The 19,584-nt window shown below is 73.6% G+C and carries 20 protein-coding genes; 15 read left to right on the forward strand and 5 right to left on the reverse strand.

Features of this window, described 5'->3' with window-relative positions; translation table 11 throughout:
• Positions 1 to 28 precede the first annotated feature (28 nt).
• The gene (locus BLU42_RS06035; protein ID WP_091073681.1) at positions 29 to 754 is read right to left on the reverse strand and encodes a PIG-L deacetylase family protein; all 726 of its coding nucleotides are present in this window, start codon (positions 752 to 754) and stop codon (positions 29 to 31) included.
• Between the two features lie 113 nt (positions 755 to 867).
• On the opposite strand from BLU42_RS06035, the gene BLU42_RS06040 reads away from it, so the two are divergent.
• The 10 genes from BLU42_RS06040 (at position 868) to BLU42_RS06080 (ending at position 12,473) form a co-directional block, all read left to right on the forward strand.
• The gene (locus BLU42_RS06040; RefSeq protein WP_091073682.1) at positions 868 to 1,902 is read left to right on the forward strand and encodes a LacI family DNA-binding transcriptional regulator; all 1,035 of its coding nucleotides are present in this window, start codon (positions 868 to 870) and stop codon (positions 1,900 to 1,902) included.
• Positions 1,903 to 2,485: 583 nt separating this feature from the next.
• Positions 2,486 to 2,779 (forward strand): GIY-YIG nuclease family protein, encoded by a 294-nt coding sequence (locus BLU42_RS06045; protein WP_091073683.1) that lies wholly within the window; start codon positions 2,486 to 2,488, stop codon positions 2,777 to 2,779.
• Between the two features lie 322 nt (positions 2,780 to 3,101).
• Positions 3,102 to 4,400, forward strand: coding sequence for an endo-1,4-beta-xylanase (locus BLU42_RS06050; RefSeq protein WP_157719835.1), 1,299 nt, complete (start codon positions 3,102 to 3,104; stop codon positions 4,398 to 4,400).
• 23 nt (positions 4,401 to 4,423) lie between these two features.
• Positions 4,424 to 5,524: a Gfo/Idh/MocA family protein gene (locus tag BLU42_RS06055; protein ID WP_197680635.1), complete on the forward strand. Its 1,101-nt coding sequence runs from the start codon at positions 4,424 to 4,426 to the stop codon at positions 5,522 to 5,524.
• 35 nt (positions 5,525 to 5,559) lie between these two features.
• On the forward strand, positions 5,560 to 6,309 hold the full coding sequence (locus tag BLU42_RS06060) for a phytanoyl-CoA dioxygenase family protein (protein WP_091073686.1): 750 nt from the start codon (positions 5,560 to 5,562) through the stop codon (positions 6,307 to 6,309).
• 354 nt (positions 6,310 to 6,663) lie between these two features.
• A complete protein-coding gene (locus BLU42_RS20505) occupies positions 6,664 to 8,772 on the forward strand; it encodes a hypothetical protein (RefSeq protein WP_157719837.1) in 2,109 nt (702 codons plus the stop codon).
• Positions 8,769 to 9,761 carry a zinc-binding dehydrogenase gene (locus BLU42_RS06065; RefSeq protein WP_157719839.1) on the forward strand — a complete coding sequence of 331 codons (993 nt, stop codon included), beginning with the start codon at positions 8,769 to 8,771 and terminating at the stop codon, positions 9,759 to 9,761. The genes BLU42_RS20505 and BLU42_RS06065 overlap by 4 nt, the downstream gene beginning before the upstream one ends.
• Entirely contained in the window at positions 9,758 to 10,945 is a 1,188-nt protein-coding gene (locus tag BLU42_RS06070; RefSeq protein ID WP_091073688.1) for a Gfo/Idh/MocA family protein, read from the forward strand. The genes BLU42_RS06065 and BLU42_RS06070 overlap by 4 nt, the downstream gene beginning before the upstream one ends.
• The gene (locus BLU42_RS06075) at positions 10,945 to 11,745 is read left to right on the forward strand and encodes a ThuA domain-containing protein (protein WP_091073689.1); all 801 of its coding nucleotides are present in this window, start codon (positions 10,945 to 10,947) and stop codon (positions 11,743 to 11,745) included. The genes BLU42_RS06070 and BLU42_RS06075 overlap by 1 nt, the downstream gene beginning before the upstream one ends.
• Positions 11,742 to 12,473, forward strand: coding sequence for an SDR family oxidoreductase (locus BLU42_RS06080; RefSeq protein WP_157719841.1), 732 nt, complete (start codon positions 11,742 to 11,744; stop codon positions 12,471 to 12,473). Before BLU42_RS06075 ends, BLU42_RS06080 begins: the two co-directional genes overlap by 4 nt.
• On the opposite strand, the gene BLU42_RS06085 is transcribed toward BLU42_RS06080, so the two are convergent.
• A complete protein-coding gene (locus tag BLU42_RS06085) occupies positions 12,470 to 12,877 on the reverse strand; it encodes an SRPBCC family protein (RefSeq protein WP_091073691.1) in 408 nt (135 codons plus the stop codon). The genes BLU42_RS06080 and BLU42_RS06085 overlap by 4 nt on opposite strands.
• A gap of 19 nt (positions 12,878 to 12,896) precedes the next feature.
• On the opposite strand from BLU42_RS06085, the gene BLU42_RS06090 reads away from it, so the two are divergent.
• Positions 12,897 to 13,649: a sulfite exporter TauE/SafE family protein gene (locus BLU42_RS06090; RefSeq protein WP_157719843.1), complete on the forward strand. Its 753-nt coding sequence runs from the start codon at positions 12,897 to 12,899 to the stop codon at positions 13,647 to 13,649.
• On the opposite strand, the gene BLU42_RS06095 is transcribed toward BLU42_RS06090, so the two are convergent.
• Complete coding sequence (locus BLU42_RS06095) at positions 13,628 to 14,905, reverse strand: MFS transporter (protein WP_231918469.1); 1,278 nt, start codon at positions 14,903 to 14,905, stop codon at positions 13,628 to 13,630. The genes BLU42_RS06090 and BLU42_RS06095 overlap by 22 nt on opposite strands.
• A gap of 94 nt (positions 14,906 to 14,999) precedes the next feature.
• Here BLU42_RS06095 and BLU42_RS06100 point away from each other — a divergent pair, with 94 nt between their 5' ends.
• Complete coding sequence (locus BLU42_RS06100; protein ID WP_091073694.1) at positions 15,000 to 15,899, forward strand: LysR family transcriptional regulator; 900 nt, start codon at positions 15,000 to 15,002, stop codon at positions 15,897 to 15,899.
• Between the two features lie 70 nt (positions 15,900 to 15,969).
• Here the strand turns inward: BLU42_RS06100 and BLU42_RS06105 are convergent, their stop codons facing one another.
• Entirely contained in the window at positions 15,970 to 16,758 is a 789-nt protein-coding gene (locus BLU42_RS06105) for a dihydrofolate reductase family protein (RefSeq protein ID WP_157719845.1), read from the reverse strand.
• A 119-nt stretch (positions 16,759 to 16,877) separates the two neighbouring features.
• Here BLU42_RS06105 and BLU42_RS06110 point away from each other — a divergent pair, with 119 nt between their 5' ends.
• From BLU42_RS06110 to BLU42_RS06120, 3 genes are all read left to right on the forward strand, one after another.
• A complete protein-coding gene (locus BLU42_RS06110; RefSeq protein WP_197680750.1) occupies positions 16,878 to 17,714 on the forward strand; it encodes a polyphosphate kinase 2 family protein in 837 nt (278 codons plus the stop codon).
• A 109-nt stretch (positions 17,715 to 17,823) separates the two neighbouring features.
• On the forward strand, positions 17,824 to 18,408 hold the full coding sequence (locus BLU42_RS06115) for a hypothetical protein (RefSeq protein ID WP_091073696.1): 585 nt from the start codon (positions 17,824 to 17,826) through the stop codon (positions 18,406 to 18,408).
• A 1-nt stretch (position 18,409) separates the two neighbouring features.
• Positions 18,410 to 18,634: a hypothetical protein gene (locus BLU42_RS06120; RefSeq protein ID WP_091073697.1), complete on the forward strand. Its 225-nt coding sequence runs from the start codon at positions 18,410 to 18,412 to the stop codon at positions 18,632 to 18,634.
• 62 nt (positions 18,635 to 18,696) lie between these two features.
• On the opposite strand, the gene BLU42_RS06125 is transcribed toward BLU42_RS06120, so the two are convergent.
• Positions 18,697 to 19,584, reverse strand: a complete 888-nt coding sequence (locus tag BLU42_RS06125; protein ID WP_091073698.1) for a sirohydrochlorin chelatase — start codon at positions 19,582 to 19,584, stop codon at positions 18,697 to 18,699.

Here is a 19,584-nt window from a genome sequence, read left to right on the forward strand (position 1 = left end):
TGACCCGACGGTGACGCGCACCGAGCGGTCAGCCGCGGACGCGTACGCGCCGGAACCGCTCGGCGTGGCGGACCCCGATCCGGTCGCCGGCCTCGACCATCGGCGGTGCGATGTGGTGGGCGAACATCCAGCCCCGGTCCCCGTTCGCCTCGCCGTTCTGGCTCCGGTGGCACCAGACCGCGTCCATCTTGGTCTCGACGACCGCGCTGACGTCGACGTAGCGGTCGGCGTCGGCCAGCGCCGGCACCCAGACCTCGTCGGCCTCGTGCGGCTCCAGGCCCTCGTCGAGCAGCCCGGGGTGGATCCTGGGCATCAGGGCCTCCGGGTAGACCGCCTGCAACGTCGCTTCGCCGGTGGCGATGTGGTCGGCGTGGTTCCAGCCCATCGGTGCGTCCATCGCCCGGTAGGGCGTCAACGTCAGCACGAGGTCGGGCCGCGTGCGGCGGATCTCGCGTACGATCGCGCGCTTGAGGGCGACCGTGACGGTCAGCTCGTCGTTGTGGAAGCCGAGGAACGTGACGTCGCGGACGCCCAGGACCCTCGCCGCCTCGCGCTGCTCGTGGGCGCGGGTGGCGGCGAGCTCGGCGTCGCTCACGTCCAGGTCGACGCCGCCGCTCGAGCCGTCGGTCGTGACGACGTAGTCGACCACCGCACCCTGACCCACCAGCCGGGCGACGGTCCCCCCGAACATCCACTCCGCGTCGTCGCAGTGCGCGACCACGACCAGCACCGTCCGGACGTCCTCGAGCAGCATCGCTCGTCCTCCCTCGGATGACACGCCGCACCGGCAGCGCTCGCTGCGCCGTGCGGTAATCGATTGCGCGCTACGGTGTCACGCGCCCAGCAGCCGAGGACGAAGGGGGGGCCATGACCACCGAGGCCGATCCTGCCGCGTCCGCACCGGGCGAGGGCACGACCCGCGCGACCATCTCCGACGTCGCCCGCGTCTCCGGCGTCAGCACCACGACGGTGTCGCACGTCCTCACGGGCAAGCGCCCCGTCGCGGCGTCCACGCGCGAGCGGGTCGAGGCGGCGGTGCAGCAGCTGCGCTACCGGCCGAGCCGGCTGGCCCGGAGCCTCCGGGTCGGCAGCTCGCAGATGATCGGCGTCGTCGTCCCCGACATCACCAACCCCTACTACGGCCAGCTGACGCGTGGTCTGGTGGACTCGCTCGGCGCCGAGTACGGCACGTGGGTCTGCAACACCGACGGCTCGACCAAGCGCGAGCGGTCCTACGTCGCCGACATGGTCGCCCGCGGTGCCGACGCCCTGGTGATGACCTCCGTGGACGTCGAGGGCGACGCCGTCGCCGCGGCGGTGGCGGCCGGTGTGCCCGCGGTCAGCCTGGGGGAGAGCGTCGACCACCCGCTCGTCGACCGGGTGCTCGCCGCCGACGAGGAGGCCTCGCAGTCCGCGGTCGAGCACCTCGTGGCCCGCGGCGCGCGGCGGGTGGGCATCATCGAGGGCCCCCGCTCGTTCGGCCACTCGCGCGAGGAGGGCTACCTGGCCGCCCTCGCGGCGGCCGGCCTGAAGGCCCCGCAGCAGCTGCGCGTGCACGGGGACTGGACCCGCGTCGGTGGTCGCGAGGCGATGCTGCGGCTCATGAGGCTGCCGCAGCGCCCGGACGCCGTCTTCTGCGCCAACGACCTGACCGCCATCGGCGCCCTCGACGCGGTGCGCTCGCTCGGTCTTCGGGTGCCCGACGACGTGCGCATCGTCGGCTTCGACGACATCGAGGCCGCCTCCCTGGTCAGCCCGGCGCTCACCACGATCGCCAACCCCGCGTACGAGACCGGCTGGTCCGCCGCCAAGCTCGTCCTCGACCGCCTGCTGGGCCGCCACACCGGCTCCCGCCGCACCGTGACCCTGCCCTGCCGCTTGATCGTGCGCGAGACGAGCTGAGCCCGAGGCCCCGCCCTTGCGGCGTTCTCGCCTCCGATCCTCGGGCAGCGTCCGGCCGCGATCCTCGGGCAGCGTCCCGGCCACGATCCCTGAGCTTGTCGAAGGGCGGCCCGGGCAGGGTTCTCGCCTCCGATCCTCGGGCAGCGTCCCGGCCACGATCCCTGAGCTTGTCGAAGGGTGGCCCGGGCAGGGTTCTCGCCTCCGATCCTCGGGCAGCGTCCCGGCCACGGTCCCTGAGCTTGTCGAAGGGTGGCCCGGGCAGCGTTCTCGCTCACGATCCTCGGGCAGCGTCCCGGCCACGATCCCTGAGCTTGTCGAAGGGCAGCTCGGGCATGGCCGGAGCGCCCGCGGAGTGCGATGAGATCGCGGCCGCTGCAGAAGGCTCGTTCGCTGGCCCTTCGACGGGCTCAGGGGTCGTGGTCGCGTCGGTGCGATCGGTGACGCCGCGGTGGCCCTTCGACGAGCCCAGGGGTCGTGGCCGCGCGTGCCGGTCTTCCACAGCATGAATGCGTTCGTGACTGACCGTCCACCACGAGCTGCACGCAGTCGGCCCCAGACGGCTGGTCGCAGTGACACTCCGGCCATGGCCTGGACCTACATCCTCCGCTGCTCCGACGGGTCCTTCTACGTCGGCAGCACCCGCAACCTCGAGCAGCGCCTCGCCGAGCACGCGGCGGGTGTCGTGTCGGGCTACACCGAGACGCGTCGGCCGGTCGAGCTCGTCTGGGCGTACGAGACCGAGCGCGTCGACGAGGCATGCGCTTTGGAGTGGCAGATCAAGGGCTGGAGCCGTGCGAAGCGCATCGCGCTGATCGAGGGCCGGTTCGCCGACCTGCCGCCGCTGTCGCGGTCGCGGTCGAAGCCAGTGCGGGAGTAGCTAGCGGGCTGCCCTTCGACAGGCTCAGGGGTCGTTGTCGGGTCCGCCTCGAAGGTTCCGTGGGGGCGGCTGCCCTTCGACAGGCTCAGGGGTCCTTGTCGGGTCCGCCTCGAAGGTTCCGTTGGGCGCGGCTGCCCTTCGACAGGCTCAGGGAGCGTGGCTGCGGGCCCGTGGGCGGGCGTGCTGCCCCTTCGGCAGGCTCAGGGATCGTTCTGAGGTTCGTCGCAGAGCCCCTGCTCGCAGACGGCGTTCTTGCGAACTTCTCAGACACGGTTGGCGAACCTCTTCCCATCCCGGAGAGGGCCCGCTAGTGTTCCCGGCCATGACCACCAAATCGATTGGCATCGCTGATGCTGCCAACGTTCCCGACACGGTCGAGGCCACCGGCCCGCACGTGTCGCGCCGCCTCCTGCTCGGCGGTGCCGCCGCCGGTGGGCTGACCCTGGCCCTCGGCGCCGGGGCCCCTGCTGCCACCGCGGCGCCGGTCGTCCCGGCCCCGTCCTCGCTCGCGGCGACCGCACGCACCCGGGCGTACGCGGCGCGGACGCCGCTGTGGAAGATCGCCGCGGACGCGCGCCTCGCGTACGGCACCTCGCACACCAGCCGGCTCTTCGAGGACGAGGAGTACAGCGCCCTGGTCGACCGGCAGGCCGCGATCCTCTTCACCGAGGACGACCTCCTCTGGTACCAGCTCAAGCCGACCCCGGACGCGCCGCTCGACTTCAGCTTCGGCGACAAGCTGTTCGCCCGCGCCCGCCGTGACCACCAGCTCGTCTTCGCGGCGCACCTCGTGTGGGACGAGGGCTTCGGCGAGGGCTGGCAGAACGCCGACGGCGACTCGCTGCTCTACGAGCTGAGCCACGACGACGCCTCCGACCTGCTCTTCGGGGTGGAGAAGGCCCTCGTCAAGCGCTACCGCGGCCGCACCGCCGGGTGGATCGTGGCCAACGAGGTGACCGACCCCGAGGGGGAGGACGGTCTGCGCACCGACGTGCCCTGGTACCAGACGATCGGGAGCGGCTACGTCGCCAAGGCCTTCCGCCTCGCCAGGAAGTACGACCGGCACGCGGTCCGGGTGATCAACGAGTTCGGCTTCGAGTCGACCAACGAGTACGGCGACGACCCCGAGGCCCGCCAGCAGGCGATGCTCACCGTGCTGAAGCGGCTGCGTCGCGACGGCGTGCCGGTCGACGCGCTGGGCATCCAGGCCCACCTGAACGCGCAGTACTTCCTGTCGGACTTCGACCCGAAGTCGTACCGGCGGTTCCTGTCCAAGGTCGCCGACCTGGGTCTCGACATCCTGATCACCGAGATGGACGTCCTCGACGACGGTCTGCCGGCCGACGCGACCGCCCGCGACGCGGCCGTGGCCGAGTGCTACGCCCGCTACCTCGAGAACGTCCTGCCCAACCGCGACGTCAAGGCGCTGATGACCTTCGGGCTGTCGGACCGCTACAGCTGGCTGCAGGAGGACTACCCGCGCGAGGACGGTGCCGAGCGCCGTCCGCTGCCCTACGCCGACGAGGGCCTGAAGCCCAAGCTCGCGTACGAGGCGCTGCGGCACGCGCTCGCCGACGCCCCGCGGCGCCAGCCGCTGTGGCGCCTGCCGCGGCACCGCTGAACGCCGCCGGACTCCACCCCTTCGTGAACCGACCCACCCCCGACGAAAGGACCCGCGTGCTCAACGTCGGCGTCATCGGCCTGGGGGAGGTGGCCCAGGTGGTCCACCTCCCCGTCCTGCAGTCGCTGCCGGAGCTGTTCTCCGTGCAGGCCGGCTGCGACATCTCGCCCACCCTGGTCAAGGAGGTCGGGGCGCGCTTCGGCATCCCGCAGACCTACCTGTCCGCGACCGCGATGATCGAGGCCGGCGGTCTCGACGCGGTGCTCGTGCTGAACAGCGACGAGTACCACGCCGAGTGCGTCGTCACCGCGATGGAGCACGGCCTGCACGTCCTCGTCGAGAAGCCCATGTGCCTCTCGCCGCGGGAGGCCGAGCGGATCATCGAGACCCGCGACCGCACGGGGCTGACCGTGATGGTCGGCTACATGCGTCGCTTCGCCCCGGCGTTCGTCGAGGCGAAGGAGCTGCTGCCGACCCTCGGTGGGGTGAACTTCGCCCGGGTCCACGACGTCATCGGCCGCAACCAGCTGATCGTCGACCAGACGTCGTACGTCGTGCGGCCCGCGGACCTCACCGAGGCGCAGATGCACGAGCGCTGGGACCGCGGCTCGGCCCTCGTGCGGGACGCGATCGGTGACGTCGGGGGGGAGCTGGCCGGGGCGTACCGGCTGCTCTGCGGGCTGGGCAGCCACGACTTCTCGGCCATGCGCGAGCTGCTGGGTCGCCCGTCGGGCGTCGCGGCCGCCCGGATGTGGAAGCAGGGCGGCTACATCGCCGCGCTGCTCGACTACCCGGGCTTCGTCGTGTCGTACGAGACCGGCGTCGACGAGCAGCTCCGCTTCGACGCGCACCTCGAGGTCTACGGCGACCTGGCCTCGCTGCGGATCCAGTACGACACGCCCTACGTGCGCCACCTGCCCACGACGCTCACGATCGACGAGACGAGCGGGGACGCGCTCAAGAAGACGGTGATCCGTCCGCACCTGAAGGACCCGTACACCCACGAGCTGGAGTACTTCCACGCCTGCGTCGTCGAGGGCAGGGCGCCCAAGACCACGCCCGAGGACTTCGCCGAGGACCTCGACCTCTTCGCGGAGCTGGTCCGCGTCCTCGGCACCCGCTGACCTCGCGCCGACCCAGAAGAAAGGCCGCACCACCCATGCCGCAGACAGCCACCCTGACCGACGCCGACGTCGCCGACTTCCGCAGCAACGGGTACCTGCTGCCGCACCGGCAGCTCTTCTCGCCCGAGCGGCTCGACACGCTCGCGTCCATCTTCGACGAGCACCTGTCCGACAAGGGCGCCAAGCTGTCCGACGAGCTCGACACACCGCACTTCCGCGACCCGCGGCTGCTCGACTTCCTGCTGTCCGACGAGGTCCTCGACCTGGTCGAGCCGCTGGTGGGGCCGGACATCGCCCTGTGGACCAGCCACTTCATCTCCAAGGAGCCGTTCACCGGCCGGGCCACCCCCTGGCACGAGGACTCGGCCTTCTGGAACGGCCGCCTCTCCGCGTACGACGGGATCGTCACCGTCTGGCTCGCTCTCGGCCCGAGCAACCGGAGCAACGGCTGCATGCGCGTCGTGCCGGGCAGCCACCTCGAGGGCGGGTTCCACGACAACTACGTGCCGACCGACATGAGCACGCAGACCTTCCACGCCCAGATCCCCGACGTCGACGAGAGCCTGGCGGTCGACTTCGAGCTGGAGCGCGGCGAGTTCTCGATGCACGACGGGCGGATCGTGCACGGCGCCAAGCCGAACACCTCGCCCGTGCGCCGGACCGGCTACACGATGCGCTACTTCCCGGCCTCGGTGCGCGTGATGCCGGTCGAGCAGAACGCGGGCTGGAAGATCTGGCTCGCCCGCGGCAGGGACTCGGCCGGCAACACCTACGAGAACGCCTGACCCCGATCCTCGAGCTCGTCGAAGGGCCTCGGTGAGTGCCCGGTGCCCTTCGACAGGCTCAGGGAGCGCGGCCGGGCCTGGCGACCAGCTCGACCACGACCCCTGAGCTCGTCGAAGGGCCTGGCCGAGTGCACGGTGCCCTTCGACAGGCTCAGGGGGCGTGGCCGGCTTCGGACCAGGGCCTCGGTGAGTGCCGGGTGCCCTTCGACAGGCTCAGCGAGCGTGGCCGGGTCCCTGCACAGCGAGCGTGGTCGCTCCCTGCTCAGGGGGGCGTGGCGGGCTGCCTGCTCGAGGAGCGGGGACGGGTCCGGTGACCAAGCTCGACGAACGTACGCACGAGAGGACGCAGCACCCGTGGAGCGTGGGGTCTACTTCGACGCCTGGTACCCAGGGCAGCACTGCTACCACCCCAGCCTGCCGCCGCGGCGGCTGCGGATGGTCGACGACCTCGTCGACTACCGGGCCACGGTGCTCGTGTGGGCGGCGATGGGCGGCGGTTCGCTGGCGCTGCCCTACCTGGAGGAGGAGGCGTTCGGCGACCCCGGCGCGCGGGCGCGCTTCTACGGCACGATCAACGACGCCGAGTTCGTGGCGGCCTGCCAGGCGCGGGGGATCAAGGTCTTCGGGATCGTCTTCGAGGCCCAGGGCTGGGAGTTCCCCGTCGAGCTGGACGACGACGAGACCACGGTCCTCGCGCTCAACGAGCTCCGCGGCGTGGGGCACCGGGACTGGATGGGCCTGCGGGAGTTCTCCTCGAACCGCTACCCGAGGCTCTGGAAGCCGGTCGAGCACTACTTCCCCGAGGGCCTGGTCAACAGCCTGGGGGAGCCGGTCACGGATCTGGTCGAGGAGTGCGTCGCCCGCGACATCGACCAGCAGCCGTGCCACGCGCGCTGGGTCGAGTGCCCCGACCGCGAGCACCAGTGCTTCTACATGGACCGGAACAACCCGGTCTGGCGCGAGTACCTCAAGGCCGTGATCCGGATCCAGGTCGACGCCGGCGTCGACGGGGTCCAGCTCGACGAGGCCGAGCTCCCGCTGGGCGCGATGCAGTACGGCGCGTGCTTCTGCAAGGACTGCATGGCGCAGCTCAGGACCTACCTGCAGGGCCTCGAGGAGACGCCCGCGGAGCTCGCCGGGGTCGACCTCACGACGTTCCACTACGGCGACTGGCTGCGGGCGCAGGGCTTCGACTTCCGCGACCGGCAGCGCGAGTCGCCGCTCTTCGACCACTACTACGCCTTCCAGTGCGCCGCGATCGCCACGCACTTCGCCGAGCTCGCCCGCTACGCGAAGGCCTACGCGCGCAGCCAGGGCCGCGAGGTGCTGGTCAGCGGCAACTTCTTCAACCTCGACCCGCACTACCTGCCGCTGGCCGACGGGGTCGACCTGATCATCACCGAGATGCGCAACACCACCTACCGCCAGCCGGAGTGGTACCGCTACGTCGACGCCTTCCGCCGCTACGCCGGCGTCTCCGACGTCGTCGTCGTCGAGAACCCGTACGGCGGCGTCGTGCCCGAGCTGATCGAGGCGCTCGCCCAGGGACGCGGGCACGACCGGCTGCGGCTCAGCCTCTACGAGGCCGCGGCCTTCGGAGCGAACATGAGCGTCCCGTACGGGTCGTGGATGGGGGCGACCATCGAGGACTCGTTCTGGGCGCCGCACGACCTGCTCGTCGAGGTCCAGGACTTCGTCGCGGGGACCGAGACGCTGCGCTCGCCCGTCAGCGCCAACGAGGTCGGCGTGGTCTACAGCGTGGTCAGCATGCGCGACGTCGTGAACGAGGCCGACTCCGGCGACAACCTCGTCAACGCCCGCGACGACAGCGTCGAGGTGCCCTTCCGCCGGGTGACCGAGACGCTCAGCCACGCGTCCGTGCCCTTCGACGTGCTGCTCCTCACCGACGGCGGGCTGGCCGGTGACCGCACCAGCGCCGACGAGCTGGGGCGCTACGGCACCCTCGTCCTGCCCGGCTGCTGGTGGCTGACCGAGCACCAGGTGTCGGTCCTGCTGACCCACCTCGACGCCGGCGGGCGCGTCGTGGCCACCGGGGAGGTCGGCACGAACGCCGAGGGCCCGGACCGCGACCGCCTGCGTACGCACCCCGGGCTCGTCCACGCCGAGCCGGGTGCCCTGGTCGACGAGCTGGTCGAGGGGCCCCAGGTCAGGTGCAGCGCCCCGCTGGCCGTGAACCTGCACCAGCTCGAGGACGGTCGGGTCGCCGCGCACCTGGTGAGCTACGACCACGACGACGAGGCGGACCGGGTCCGCACGCTCACCGAGGTCCGTCTCGACGTGCGCCTGCCGCACACCTCCTCGCGCCGGGTCGAGTTCGTCGTCCCGGGGGCCACCCCGGTGCCCCTGACGGCGACGGAGGTCGAGGGTCGCCTGAGCGTGCTGCTGCCCGAGGTCGGCCCGTACGCGGTCGTCGTCCTCCCGGGCCCGGGGTCCGGGCGGTGAGGCTCGCCGAGCTCGTCGCCCCCCGCCGGTTCGCCGTGATCGAGGTCGAGGCACCCGTCCGGGCGCCCGGCGAGCTGCTGGTCGACGTCGAGGTCTGCGGGGTCTGCGCCTCCGAGCTGGACCAGTGGGAGGGCGGCAGCGGCGTCGAGCTGCCGCGGCGGATCGGGCACGAGGTCAGCGGTCGCGTCGCCGCCGCCGACCCGGGCTCGGCGTACGCGGTCGGCGACCCCGTCGCCGTCTGGACGCTGTCGGCCGGCTACGCGGAGCAGGTCAGCGCCCCCGAGACCTCCTGCCGCCCGCTCGGGTCCTTCCCGGTCGGCCTCGGCCTGCTCGAGCCCGTCGCCTGCGCGGCCAACGCCGTCGAGCTCGCCGACGTCCGGCTGGCCGACGACGTCGTGATCATCGGTGCGGGGTTCATGGGCAGCCTCGTGCAGCAGCTCGTCGCGCTGCGCGGCGCCCGCTCGGTCGTCGTCGTCGACCGCCGCCCGGACGTGCTCGCGCTGGCCGCACGGCTCGGGGCGACCCGCACCGTCGACGCCCGCCGCGAGGACGCGGCCGCCGTCGTCCGCGAGGTCACCGGCGGGCGCGGCGCGGACGTCACCTTCGAGGTCACCGGCGTGCAGGGCGGTCTCGACGCCGTCGGCGACCTGACCCGGATGAGCGGCAAGGTCGTGCTCGTCGGCTTCCACCTCGGCACCCCGCGGACGCTGCCGCTGGGTCACTGGAACTGGATGGCGTACGACCTGCGCAACGCGCACTTCCGCGAGCCTGCGACGATCATGCGCGGCATGGACGTCGCCGGTCGGCTGCTCGCGGCCGGGCGCCTCGACCTCGGGCCCCTGGTCACCCACCGGTTCGGGCTCGAGCAGGTCGACGACGCGTTCGCCACGGCCGTCGCGAAGCCGGAGGGCTTCGTGAAGGCGGTGGTGAGCATGACGGCGACGACCGCGCCACGACCCGTCACCGAACCGTCAGGAGCGACCCGATGAGCTCTCCCACCCCCTCCGGCCCGACGCTGCGCGTCGCGATGATCGGTCACGCCTTCATGGGCGCGGCCCACTCGCAGGCGTGGCGGAACGCCCACCGGTTCTTCGACCTGCCCCTGACGCCGGTCATGCAGGTGGTCGTCGGCCGGGACGCCGGCCGGGCGGCCCACGCCGCCGAGCGCTTCGGCTGGGCGGAGTCGGCGACCGACTGGCGTGCGGTCCTCGAGCGCGACGACGTCGACCTCGTCGACATCTGCACCCCGGGCAACACCCACCACGAGATCGCCCTCGCCGCACTGGCCGCGGGCAAGCACGTCCTCTGCGAGAAGCCGCTGGCCAACTCCGTGACGGAGGCCGAGGAGATGACCGAGGCGGCCGAGGCCGCGGGCGCGCGGGGGGTGTTCGCGATGTGCGGGTTCACCTACCGCCGCGTGCCCGCCCTGACGCTCGCCCGCCAGCTCGTGGGCGAGGGCCGGCTGGGCACGATCCGCCAGGTGCGCGCGCAGTACCTCCAGGACTGGCTCTCCGACCCCGACGCCCCGTTGACCTGGCGGATGGACAAGGCGCTGGCCGGCTCCGGGGCGCTCGGCGACATCGGCGCGCACCTGATCGACGCGACGCAGTGGATCACCGGCCAGTCGATCACCGGCGTCTCGGCGCTGCTCGAGACCTTCGTGACCAGCCGGCCGGTCGCCGGGGAGGCCTCCGGGCTCGGCGGCAGCGGCGACGCGTCGGCCGAGCGCGGCCCCGTCGACGTGGACGACGCCGCCTGGTTCACGGCCCGCTTCGACGGGGGCGCGGTCGGCCAGTTCGAGGCGACCCGCTTCGCGCTCGGCCGCAAGAACGCCATCCGCATCGAGGTCAACGGCACCGACGGCTCGCTCGCCTTCGACTTCGAGGACATGAACGTCCTGCACTTCTTCGACGGCACCAAGCCCGTGCGCGAGCAGGGCTTCACCCGCGTCTACGTCACCGAGCCCGACCACCCGTACGTGGGATCGTGGTGGCCCGCGGGCCACGGCCTCGGCTACGAGCACGGGTTCGTGCACCAGGTCGTCGACCTGACCCGCGACCTCGCCGCGCGCGAGCAGCCGCGTCCGTCCTTCGCCGACGCCCTCGCGGTGCAGCGGGTGCTCGACGCCGTCGAGCGCAGCGCGGCCGACCGTTCCACCTGGACAGGAGTCTGATGACCACCCCCGACCACGCCCCCGAGGCGTCCACCGACCCGACCCCCACCCCCGGCCCGGCCCGCCGCGCACTCGTCGTGCGCGGCGGGTGGGACGGCCACGTGCCGGTCGAGGCCACCGACCGCTTCATCCCGTTCCTGCGCGAGCAGGGCTTCGAGGTCCGCGTCGAGGACTCGCCGGAGGTCTACACCGACGCCGAGGCGCTGGCCGCGACCGACCTGGTCGTGCAGTGCTACACGATGGGCGAGGCCAGCAAGGAGGCCGTGGCCGGCCTCCGGGCGGCCATCGCGGCGGGGACCGGCTTCGCCGGCTGGCACGGCGGGATCGCCGACTCGTTCCGCAACGTCAGCGACTACCTGCACCTCGTCGGCGGGTCCTTCGCCTGCCACCCGGCACGCGACCCGGAGCACCCGACCGGCGACCAGAGCGACAACTACGTCGACTACCGGGTCGAGATCCTGCCCGAGCACGCCGAGCACCCGGTCGTGGCCGGCCTGGAGGACTTCGACCTCTACTCCGAGCAGTACTGGGTGAACTTCGACGACTACTGCGACGTGCTGGCCACGACCACGCAGAAGGCGCGACCCGGCGACCCGTGGAACCGGCCGGTCACCTCGCCGGCCATCTGGACCCGCGCGTGGGGCGAGGGTCGCGTGTTCGTCGCGACCCCGGGGCACAGCCTCGACGTCCTGGACCACCCGAGCGTCCGCACCGTCGTCGAGCGAGGCCTGCTGTGGGCGGCGCGCGGGTCCGGCCAGCCCTACGGCGTCACCGCGCCGGACGCGGGAGCGGCCGCGTGAGCCTCGACCGCGACCTCAGCGGCACCGTCGTCGCGATCACCGGGGCGACGGCCGGGATCGGCCGCGCCACCGCGCGGGCGCTGGTCGGCGAGGGGGCGCGTGTCGTGCTCCTCGGCCGCCGTCAGGAGCGCCTCGACGAGCTCGTGGCCGAGCTGGGGGAGGAGTCGGTGGCGACCATCGCCGGCGACGTCGCCGACCCGGCCGTGAACGCGGCGATGGTCGCTGCGGCGCAGGAGCGCTTCGGGCGGATCGACAGCCTGGTCGCGAACGCGGGCATCGGCGCGTACGGCGGCATCATGAGCATGACCGACGACGAGATCCGCACGATGGACGCGACGAACTTCCTCGGCACCGTCTTCAGCGTGCGGGCCGTGGTGCCGACGTTCCGGGAGCAGTCCGGCGGCGACGTGGTCGTCGTGAGCTCGGTGGCCGGGCTGCGCGGCGGACCCTGGGAGGCGGTCTACGCCGGCACGAAGTTCGCGCAGGTCGGGCTGGCGGGTTCGCTGGACCGCGAGCTGCGCGAGCACGGCATCCGGGTGACGACGATCTGCCCCGCCGCGGTGTCGACGGAGTTCGCCATCGGTGCCGGGCGCAACGAGGGCGACGAGTGGCTCGAGCACGTGCTCACGCCCGAGGACGTCGCCGACGCCATCGTCACCGTGCTGCGCCAGTCGCGCCGGCTGCGCACCAACCAGTGGGTGCTGCGAGCGATGGCCGAGGAGAGCTAGCCGCTCGTCCGGTCCCCGCGCTCGAGCAGGTCGCGCAGCGTCGCGAGGTCGGCCTCGACCGCCGCGACGTCGCGCGCCAGCTCGGCGTCGCTCATCGCGCCCTGCCGGACGGTGAACAGCAGCTCGCTGCCGTCCGGGTGCGCGAGCACCCGGAACGGGTTCAGCGTCACCGAGCCGTCCGGCAGCGTGACCTCGTGGTCGAGGACGCCGTACGGGTTGCGCGCCACTAAGCGCACCCGGACCTCTCCCATCGGCGAGGCGACCACGAGGGCGTCGCCGTCGCGGGCGACCTCGCTCCGCGCGAGCCCGGAGGCCCATCGCGGCAGGTGGTCCGGGTCGGCGGCGTACGCGTACACCTCGTCGGGACCGCGGCGGACGACCACGCTGCAGTGCACGCTCCTCATGCGGGGAGAGGATAGGACCGTGGACGGGGCGCTCGGCACGGCGTTCCTGGCCGGCGCCGGCCTCGTCGCCGGGGTCACGGGCACCGCGGGCGGGGTGACGTCGCTCGTCGCCTACCCGGCGCTGCTCGCCGTCGGGGTGCCGCCGCTCGCGGCGAACGTCACCAGCTCGGTCGCCCTGGTCGGCAGCGGCGCGAGCTCCGCGCTGCGGGCCGGCCCGGACGTCGCGGGCCACGGCCGTGCGCTGCGCCGCTGGTTGCCCTGGACCATCGGGCTCTCGCTGGCCGGCGCGGTCCTGCTGGTGTCGACCCCGACGGGCCTGTTCGACCGGCTGGTGCCGTTCCTCGTCCTCGCCGGCGCGGGCGTGGTCCTCCTCCAGCCGGTGATCGCCGCTCGGCGACGCGCCCGCGACCGACCGCTGCCGCCGGTGGCGGTGGGGGCGGCGGGCGCCGGCGTCGCGCTCTACAACGGCTACTTCGGGGCGGGAGCGGGGATCCTGCTCGTCGCGCTGATCTCGCTGACGGTCGAGCCGGTGCTGCACCGGGCGAACGGGCTCAAGAACGTCGTCCTCGTGGTCAGCGACCTGCTCCCGGCGGTGCTCTTCGCCGTGCTGGGGACGGTGGTGTGGCGGGCGGCCCTGCCGCTCGGGGTGGGCGCGGTCCTCGGCGGCCTGGTCGGGCCGTCGATCGCCCGGCGCCTGCCGGAGGGGCTGCTGCGGGTCCTGGTCGGCGGCTGCGGGGTCGTGCTCGCCGGCTACCTGCTGGTCCGCGGCTGAGCGTCGCCCTGCGCCGGGGCGGGAGCGTCCGTGAGCAGCGTCGGGGTCCCGCGCAGCACGAGGGCCAGCACGCCGAGCACGACGACGAGGCCGGCGGCGAGGACGACGACGCCCGGCCAGCCGGCGACGTTCCAGGTGTGCCCGCCGAGGGCGCCGAAGAGCGACGCGCCGACGTAGTAGGCGAACAGGTAGAGCGATGCGGCCTGCCCGGTGGCGAGGCCGCCCGCGTGCGCCCGGACCGGCACCCAGCCGCTGGCCACGCCGTGCACCGCGAAGAAACCGGCGACGACGAGCGCGAGGCCGACGACGAGCAGGGGGAGCGACGCGGGCAGCGTGAGCAGCACCCCGACCAGGGCGACGACGCAGCCGAGCGGCAGGACGGTCCGACGCCCGTAGCGGTCGGCGAGCCGGCCCGCCGTCGCCGACGTCACCGAGCCCACCGGGTAGACGCAGAAGACCAGGCTCGCCGCGGTCAGCCCGAGGTGGAAGGGCGCGCCGGCCAGCCGGAAGCCGACGGTGTTCAGCAGCACGGTGAGCACGCCCATCGCGCACGCGCCGATGCCGAAGAGCGCGAGCAGGGCCCGGTCGTGCAGCGCGCCGCGGGCGGTCCCGAGGGCGCTGCGCAGGCCGGTTGGGCGGGCCGTGAACCCGCGCGACGCGGGCAGCAGCACGCGGACGACGGCGGCGCAGCCGAGCCCGAGGAGCGCGGCGCTCGCCAGGGCCCAGCGCCAGCCGGCGAGCTCGGCGACCGCACCGGTGAGGAGCCGCCCGGCCATGCCACCGAGTGCGGTGCCGGCGACGTAGAGGCCCACCGCGCGCGCCTGGCTGCCCGGGTGCAGCTCCTCGCGCAGGTACGCCGTGGCCACGGCGGGGAGGCCGGCCAGCGCCACGCCCTCGAGCAGGCGGAGGCCGATCAGCGCGGGCCAGGTGGGTGCCAGCGCGCACGCCAGGCCGACGACGGAGGCGAGCGTGACGGAGGCGTGGATGAGCCTCGTACGCCCCACGCGGTCCGACAGCGGGCCGACGACGAGCAGGGCCCCGGCCAGGCCGAGCGTGGTCACCGACAGCGACCACGCGCTCGCACCGGCGCTCACGCCGAAGCGTGCGGCGAGGAGCGGCAGCAGCGCCTGCGTGCTGTAGAGCAGGGCGAACGTGGCGACCCCGGCTGCGAACAGCGCCACCACGACCCGGTGGTAGGCCCGGGTGCCGGGGCGGACGCCCGCCTCGAGGGCGGACGACGGGGTCAGCACAGCCACGACCGCCACTCTCGTCCGCTCCCGGTCATGCGTCCAATGTCGATACGCGCTCTCCTGCATGCGTGACGTGCATGAGGAGGCGTACGGTCGCCCGGTGGAGCTCCGCGACCTCGCCCGGCTCGTCGCCGTGGCCGACCATCAGCACGTCTCCGCGGCGGCCGACAGCCTGGGCGCCTCGCAGCCGACGCTGTCCCGCGCGCTGGCCCGGTGCGAGGCCGAGCTCGGGGCGCGGCTCTTCGAGCGGGTGCCCGACGGGGTGCGGGCCACGCCGGCGGGGGCGCTCGCCGTCGAGGCGGCCCGCGAGATCGGGGAGCGCCACGCCCGGCTGCTGACCGAGCTCGCCCACCTCCTCGACCCGGCGACCGGGCTCGTCCGGCTGGCGTTCCTCGACTCGATGGCGACGTCGCTGGTGCCGTCGCTGCTGCGCGCGTTCCACGCCCGGGCGCCGCAGGTCCGCGTCGAGCTGCGCCAGGAGCCCGGCCACGAGATCGCCGACGACTTCGACCGGGCCGCGATCGACCTGGCCGTCGTCTCCGACCTGCCCGAGGGCCCGTACGGCTGGCACCAGCTGCAGGAGGAGCGGCTCGTCCTCGTCGTGCCGGCCGGGCACCGCTGGCGCGACCGCGCGGCGGTCGACCTGGCCGAGGTGGGCGGGGAGGAGCTGATCACGACGCCGCCGGGGTTCGGCAGCCGGCGGCTGCTGGACGGCCTGCTGCGCGCGGCGGGCGTCGCGCCGCGGATCTCGTTCCAGAGCCAGGACCTGGCCACGATCGAGGGGCTCGTGGCGGCGGGGCTCGGCGTCGGCGTCCTGCCGGAGGCGTTCGCGGGCCACTCGGGGACGGTGGGGCTGCGGCTCACGACGCCCGGGGCGCGGCGCCTGATCGGGCTGACGTGGCGCACCGACCGCGAGCTCGCGCCCGCGGCCGAGGGGTTCCGGCGGTTCGTCGTCGAGGCCGGTCCCGGAGTCGGGCTCCCTCAGCCCGGGAGCCGGTAGACCGGCACGTGCGACCCCGACCAGGCCGCGAACGACTCGTGGGGGGTCGACGGCGCCACCCTGGCACGCCTCACTCCAGGCGGCCGACCGGTTTTTCCGGGAGGGTGCGGTAGCTGGTGAACAGGGCGTCGTCGTCGCCGCGCAGCACGTACGCCAGCGCGAGGCCGAGCGGGTCGTCCAGGCCCGCGCCGCGCGTGGTCCGCGAACCGTCACCGCCCACGACCGAGGGCGCCAGCGTCAGCAGCACCTCGTCGACGAGGCCGAGGGCGAGCAGCTCGCGGTGCAGGGCCGGTCCGCCCTCGCAGAGCAGCCGGGGCAGCCCGCGCCCGGCCAGGTCGTCGAGCACGGCTCGGAGGTCGACCGACTTGGTGCCGCGCTGCAGGACCTCGACGCCCGCGGCCCTGAGCGCCTCGAGCCGCGCCGGCGGCGCCGCCGTCGTGGTGGCGACGACGACCGGGCCGCCCTCGCCGACCGCGGGCGTGGCGATCTGCGGGTCCAGGTCGGCGCTCGCGCTCACCACGACGAGGGTCGGGAGAGGGGCGAGCCCCTCGGCGGCGCGCACGTCGCGCTGCCAGTCGGCCAGGTCGACCGCGCGGTAGCCCTCCGCCCGCGCGGTGCCGGCGGCGACCACGACGGCGTCGCACAGCGCCCGGTGCAGCGCGAAGTGGTGCGCGTCGCTGCCGGGGCTGATGCTGCCCGAGGCGCCGTCCGGACCGGTGACCGAGCCGTCGACCGTGGTGACGAAGTTCGTGCGGAGCCAGGCGTCCGAGGGCGGGACGCCGAAGCGCAGCAGCTCGACGAGCCCGGCCTGGTCGAGCTCGCCGGGAGGGGTGCCGCGACGGTCGTGGAGGAGGTGCACGCGGGCATCCTGGCACGGTGCATGATCAGCACGTGTCGAAGCACTCAGGCAAGCACGCGGGCAAGCACGCGCGGAAGTACCCCGACCTGACCGACCCGCCGGAGCAGGAGCGGCGCCCGCTGAGCGAGCTGCTGCGGCTGCCGGCCGGCGCGGTCGACCTGGCGAGCATCCCGACCGACGCGACCCCGGGGTTTCCGGGCCGGGGCAAGGCCGACGCCGAGGAGGTCGCCGCCGACCTGCGCCCCGAGCTGGACGAGCAGCAGGAGCGGCTCTTCGCGACCGGTCGCTCGACGCCGGACACCGCGCCCAAGGTGCTGCTCGTGCTGCAGGGCATGGACACCTCGGGCAAGGGCGGCGTGGTGCGGCACGCGATCGGCATGGTCGACCCGCAGGGGGTGGACATCACCTCCTTCAAGGCGCCGACCAAGACCGAGCTGGCGCACCACTTCCTCTGGCGCATCGAGCGCGCGCTGCCCGGACCGGGGATGATCGGCGTCTTCGACCGGTCGCACTACGAGGACGTGCTCATCGTCCGGGTGCGCGACCTGGTTCCCGAGGCCGAGTGGTCCGGGCGCTACGACGAGATCAACGCCTGGGAGGAGCAGCTCGTCGCCTCCGGCACGACGGTGGTCAAGTGCTTCCTGCACGTCTCCCACGACGAGCAGAGGGAGCGGCTGCTCGCCCGCCTCGACGACCCGACCAAGTACTGGAAGTACAACCCGGGCGACGTCGACGAGCGCGAGCTCTGGCCGGCGTACACGCAGGCGTACGAGGCCGCGCTCGAGCGCTGCAGCACCCAGCACGCGCCGTGGTTCGTCGTCCCCGCCGACCGCAAGTGGTACCGCAACTGGGCCGTCGCCCAGCTGCTCGCCGAGCACCTGCGCGGGCTGGACCTGCAGTGGCCGGCGGCGGACTTCGACGTCACGACCGAGCAGGCGCGGGTCACCGCCTCCTGACCGCTCGGCGGCGTGTCGGATGGTTCGGCCCGCGCGGGCTGGGTACCACCAGGAGGACGGACGTCGTACGCACGCCGTACGACCCTTCTCGACCCCGAAGGACTGATCCATGGCAGAGCGCAACACCCTCATCCGTTCGATGCACGACCTGGGCGCGGCCGCCTGGTTCGGCGGCTCCCTGATGGGCGCGGTCGGCGTGAACGGCTCCGCCGACGCCGCCAAGGACCCGACCGAGCGCCTCCGGCTCTCGAGCATCGGCTGGGCGAAGTGGACCCCGTGGCAGGTCGCGGCGGTCGGCGTGCACGCCATCGGCGGCATCGGCCTCCTCGTCACCAACCGCCGTCGATCGGTCAGCCAGCCGGGCGCCACCGCGAACAACGTCGCCAAGATCATCCTCACCGCGGCCGGTGCCGGCGTGACGGCGTACTCGGGCGTCCTGGGCGCCAAGGTCGCCAAGCACGCCGACGAGGGCGCCGAGGGTTCGGTAACCCCGGGCAGCACGAGCAGCGCGGAGCTCGCCAGCGCGCAGCGCCAGCTCAAGGTCTGCCAGTGGCTCATCCCCGCCTTCAGCGGCAGCCTGATCGTGCTCGGCGCCGTCCACGGCGAGCAGCAGCGGGGCGTGGCCGGCCTGCTCGACCTCGGCCCGGACGAGGTCGTGCACGGTGTGCGCCAGGCGGTGCGTAAGGTCCTCTGACGTGGACATCTTCGAGCGCATCACCTACGCCCGCGACCAGGCCCTCGAGGCCGAGCGCACCGAACGCCGTCGGCTCGCCGACGCCGACACCGCCGAGCTCCAGCAGGCCGCCTCGGTCCGCCTGGCCACCCGCCAGGCCGTCCGTGAGGCCCTGGACGACGTGCTCGACGAGAAGTCGGACCCGGAGGAGGAGCTGAGCGGCCCCGCCGCCGGCGCGCAGGGCTGACCGACCGGCACCAGGCACAGGAAGACCCCCACCGACCAGGTCGGTGGGGGTCTTCCTCCGTCTCAGGCGCTGACGACCGAGAGGTGGCGCGGCGGCAGGGCCTCGAGCTCCTCCAGCTCGACCACTTCGACGTCGAAGGTGTCGTCGTACGGCGCCGGCTCGTATGTGCCCTCATCGAAGGACGCGACCTCGTAGGGCACCGGGGTGTCGACGTCGACGAGCTCCATCGCCGCGACGACGTAGCGGGTCAGCGCCACCTCGACGATCTCCGGCTCTCCGCCCATCGGCGCGGACACGGCCGTCGCCCCGGCCTCCAGGGCGGCCTCGGCCTCGGCGGTCCACAGCACGCCGGGGGAGAGGTACCAGCTGCCGACGGCCACGTGGCGACGGCCCTGGGCGCGCAGAGTGCGCACCGCCTCCGCCGTGCTGGGGCCGGAGCCCGTCGCGTAGGCGGTGACGCAGGGCAGGCGGTGGTGGGTCGCCCACTGGCGGGCACGGCGCGCGATGATCGCGTTGCTGCGGACGTCGACGCTGCCCGCCGCGGCGAAGACCAGGCCGTCGAGCTCGGCGACGTGGCGCGCCCGCAGCGCGTCGCGCAGCCGGCGGTCGACGATGGACAGCAGCTGGGCCTCCGGGCCGATCGGGCGCGAGGCCCCGACCCGGACGCCCTCGTGCGCGGCGTTGAGCTCGGCGACGAGCGTCGGCACCTTCTCCTTGGCCCCGAAGGCGTCGGACAGGAGCAGGGGGACGAGCACGACCTCCTCGACGCCGTCGGCGGCGAGGCGCGCGACGACGTCGTGGGCGCTCGGGCCGTTGACGTCGAGGTAGGCCGCGTGGACGTCGAGGTTCGGACGGAGCTCGCGCAGCCCGTCGCTGATCCTGCGGCTGATCTGCGGCGTGCGGGGGTCGTGGCTGCCCGGTCCGAGCAGGACGAGGGTGGGGGCGGTCAT

The sequence above is a fragment of the Microlunatus sagamiharensis genome (assembly GCF_900105785.1).
Classification (GTDB): Bacteria; Actinomycetota; Actinomycetes; order Propionibacteriales; family Propionibacteriaceae; genus Microlunatus; species Microlunatus sagamiharensis.

Excerpts from the sequence above, each read along its gene's own strand:
- BLU42_RS06035 (WP_091073681.1), bottom strand. The coding sequence starts at position 754 with ATGCTGCTCGAGGACGTCCGGACGGTGCTGGTCGTGGTCGCGCACTGC.
- BLU42_RS06040 (WP_091073682.1), top strand. The coding sequence starts at position 868 with ATGACCACCGAGGCCGATCCTGCCGCGTCCGCACCGGGCGAGGGCACG.
- BLU42_RS06045 (WP_091073683.1), top strand. The coding sequence starts at position 2,486 with ATGGCCTGGACCTACATCCTCCGCTGCTCCGACGGGTCCTTCTACGTC.
- BLU42_RS06050 (WP_157719835.1), top strand. The coding sequence starts at position 3,102 with ATGACCACCAAATCGATTGGCATCGCTGATGCTGCCAACGTTCCCGAC.
- BLU42_RS06060 (WP_091073686.1), top strand. The coding sequence starts at position 5,560 with ATGCCGCAGACAGCCACCCTGACCGACGCCGACGTCGCCGACTTCCGC.
- BLU42_RS06070 (WP_091073688.1), top strand. The coding sequence starts at position 9,758 with ATGAGCTCTCCCACCCCCTCCGGCCCGACGCTGCGCGTCGCGATGATC.
- BLU42_RS06075 (WP_091073689.1), top strand. The coding sequence starts at position 10,945 with ATGACCACCCCCGACCACGCCCCCGAGGCGTCCACCGACCCGACCCCC.
- BLU42_RS06085 (WP_091073691.1), bottom strand. The coding sequence starts at position 12,877 with ATGAGGAGCGTGCACTGCAGCGTGGTCGTCCGCCGCGGTCCCGACGAG.
- BLU42_RS06115 (WP_091073696.1), top strand. The coding sequence starts at position 17,824 with ATGGCAGAGCGCAACACCCTCATCCGTTCGATGCACGACCTGGGCGCG.
- BLU42_RS06125 (WP_091073698.1), bottom strand. The coding sequence starts at position 19,584 with ATGACCGCCCCCACCCTCGTCCTGCTCGGACCGGGCAGCCACGACCCC.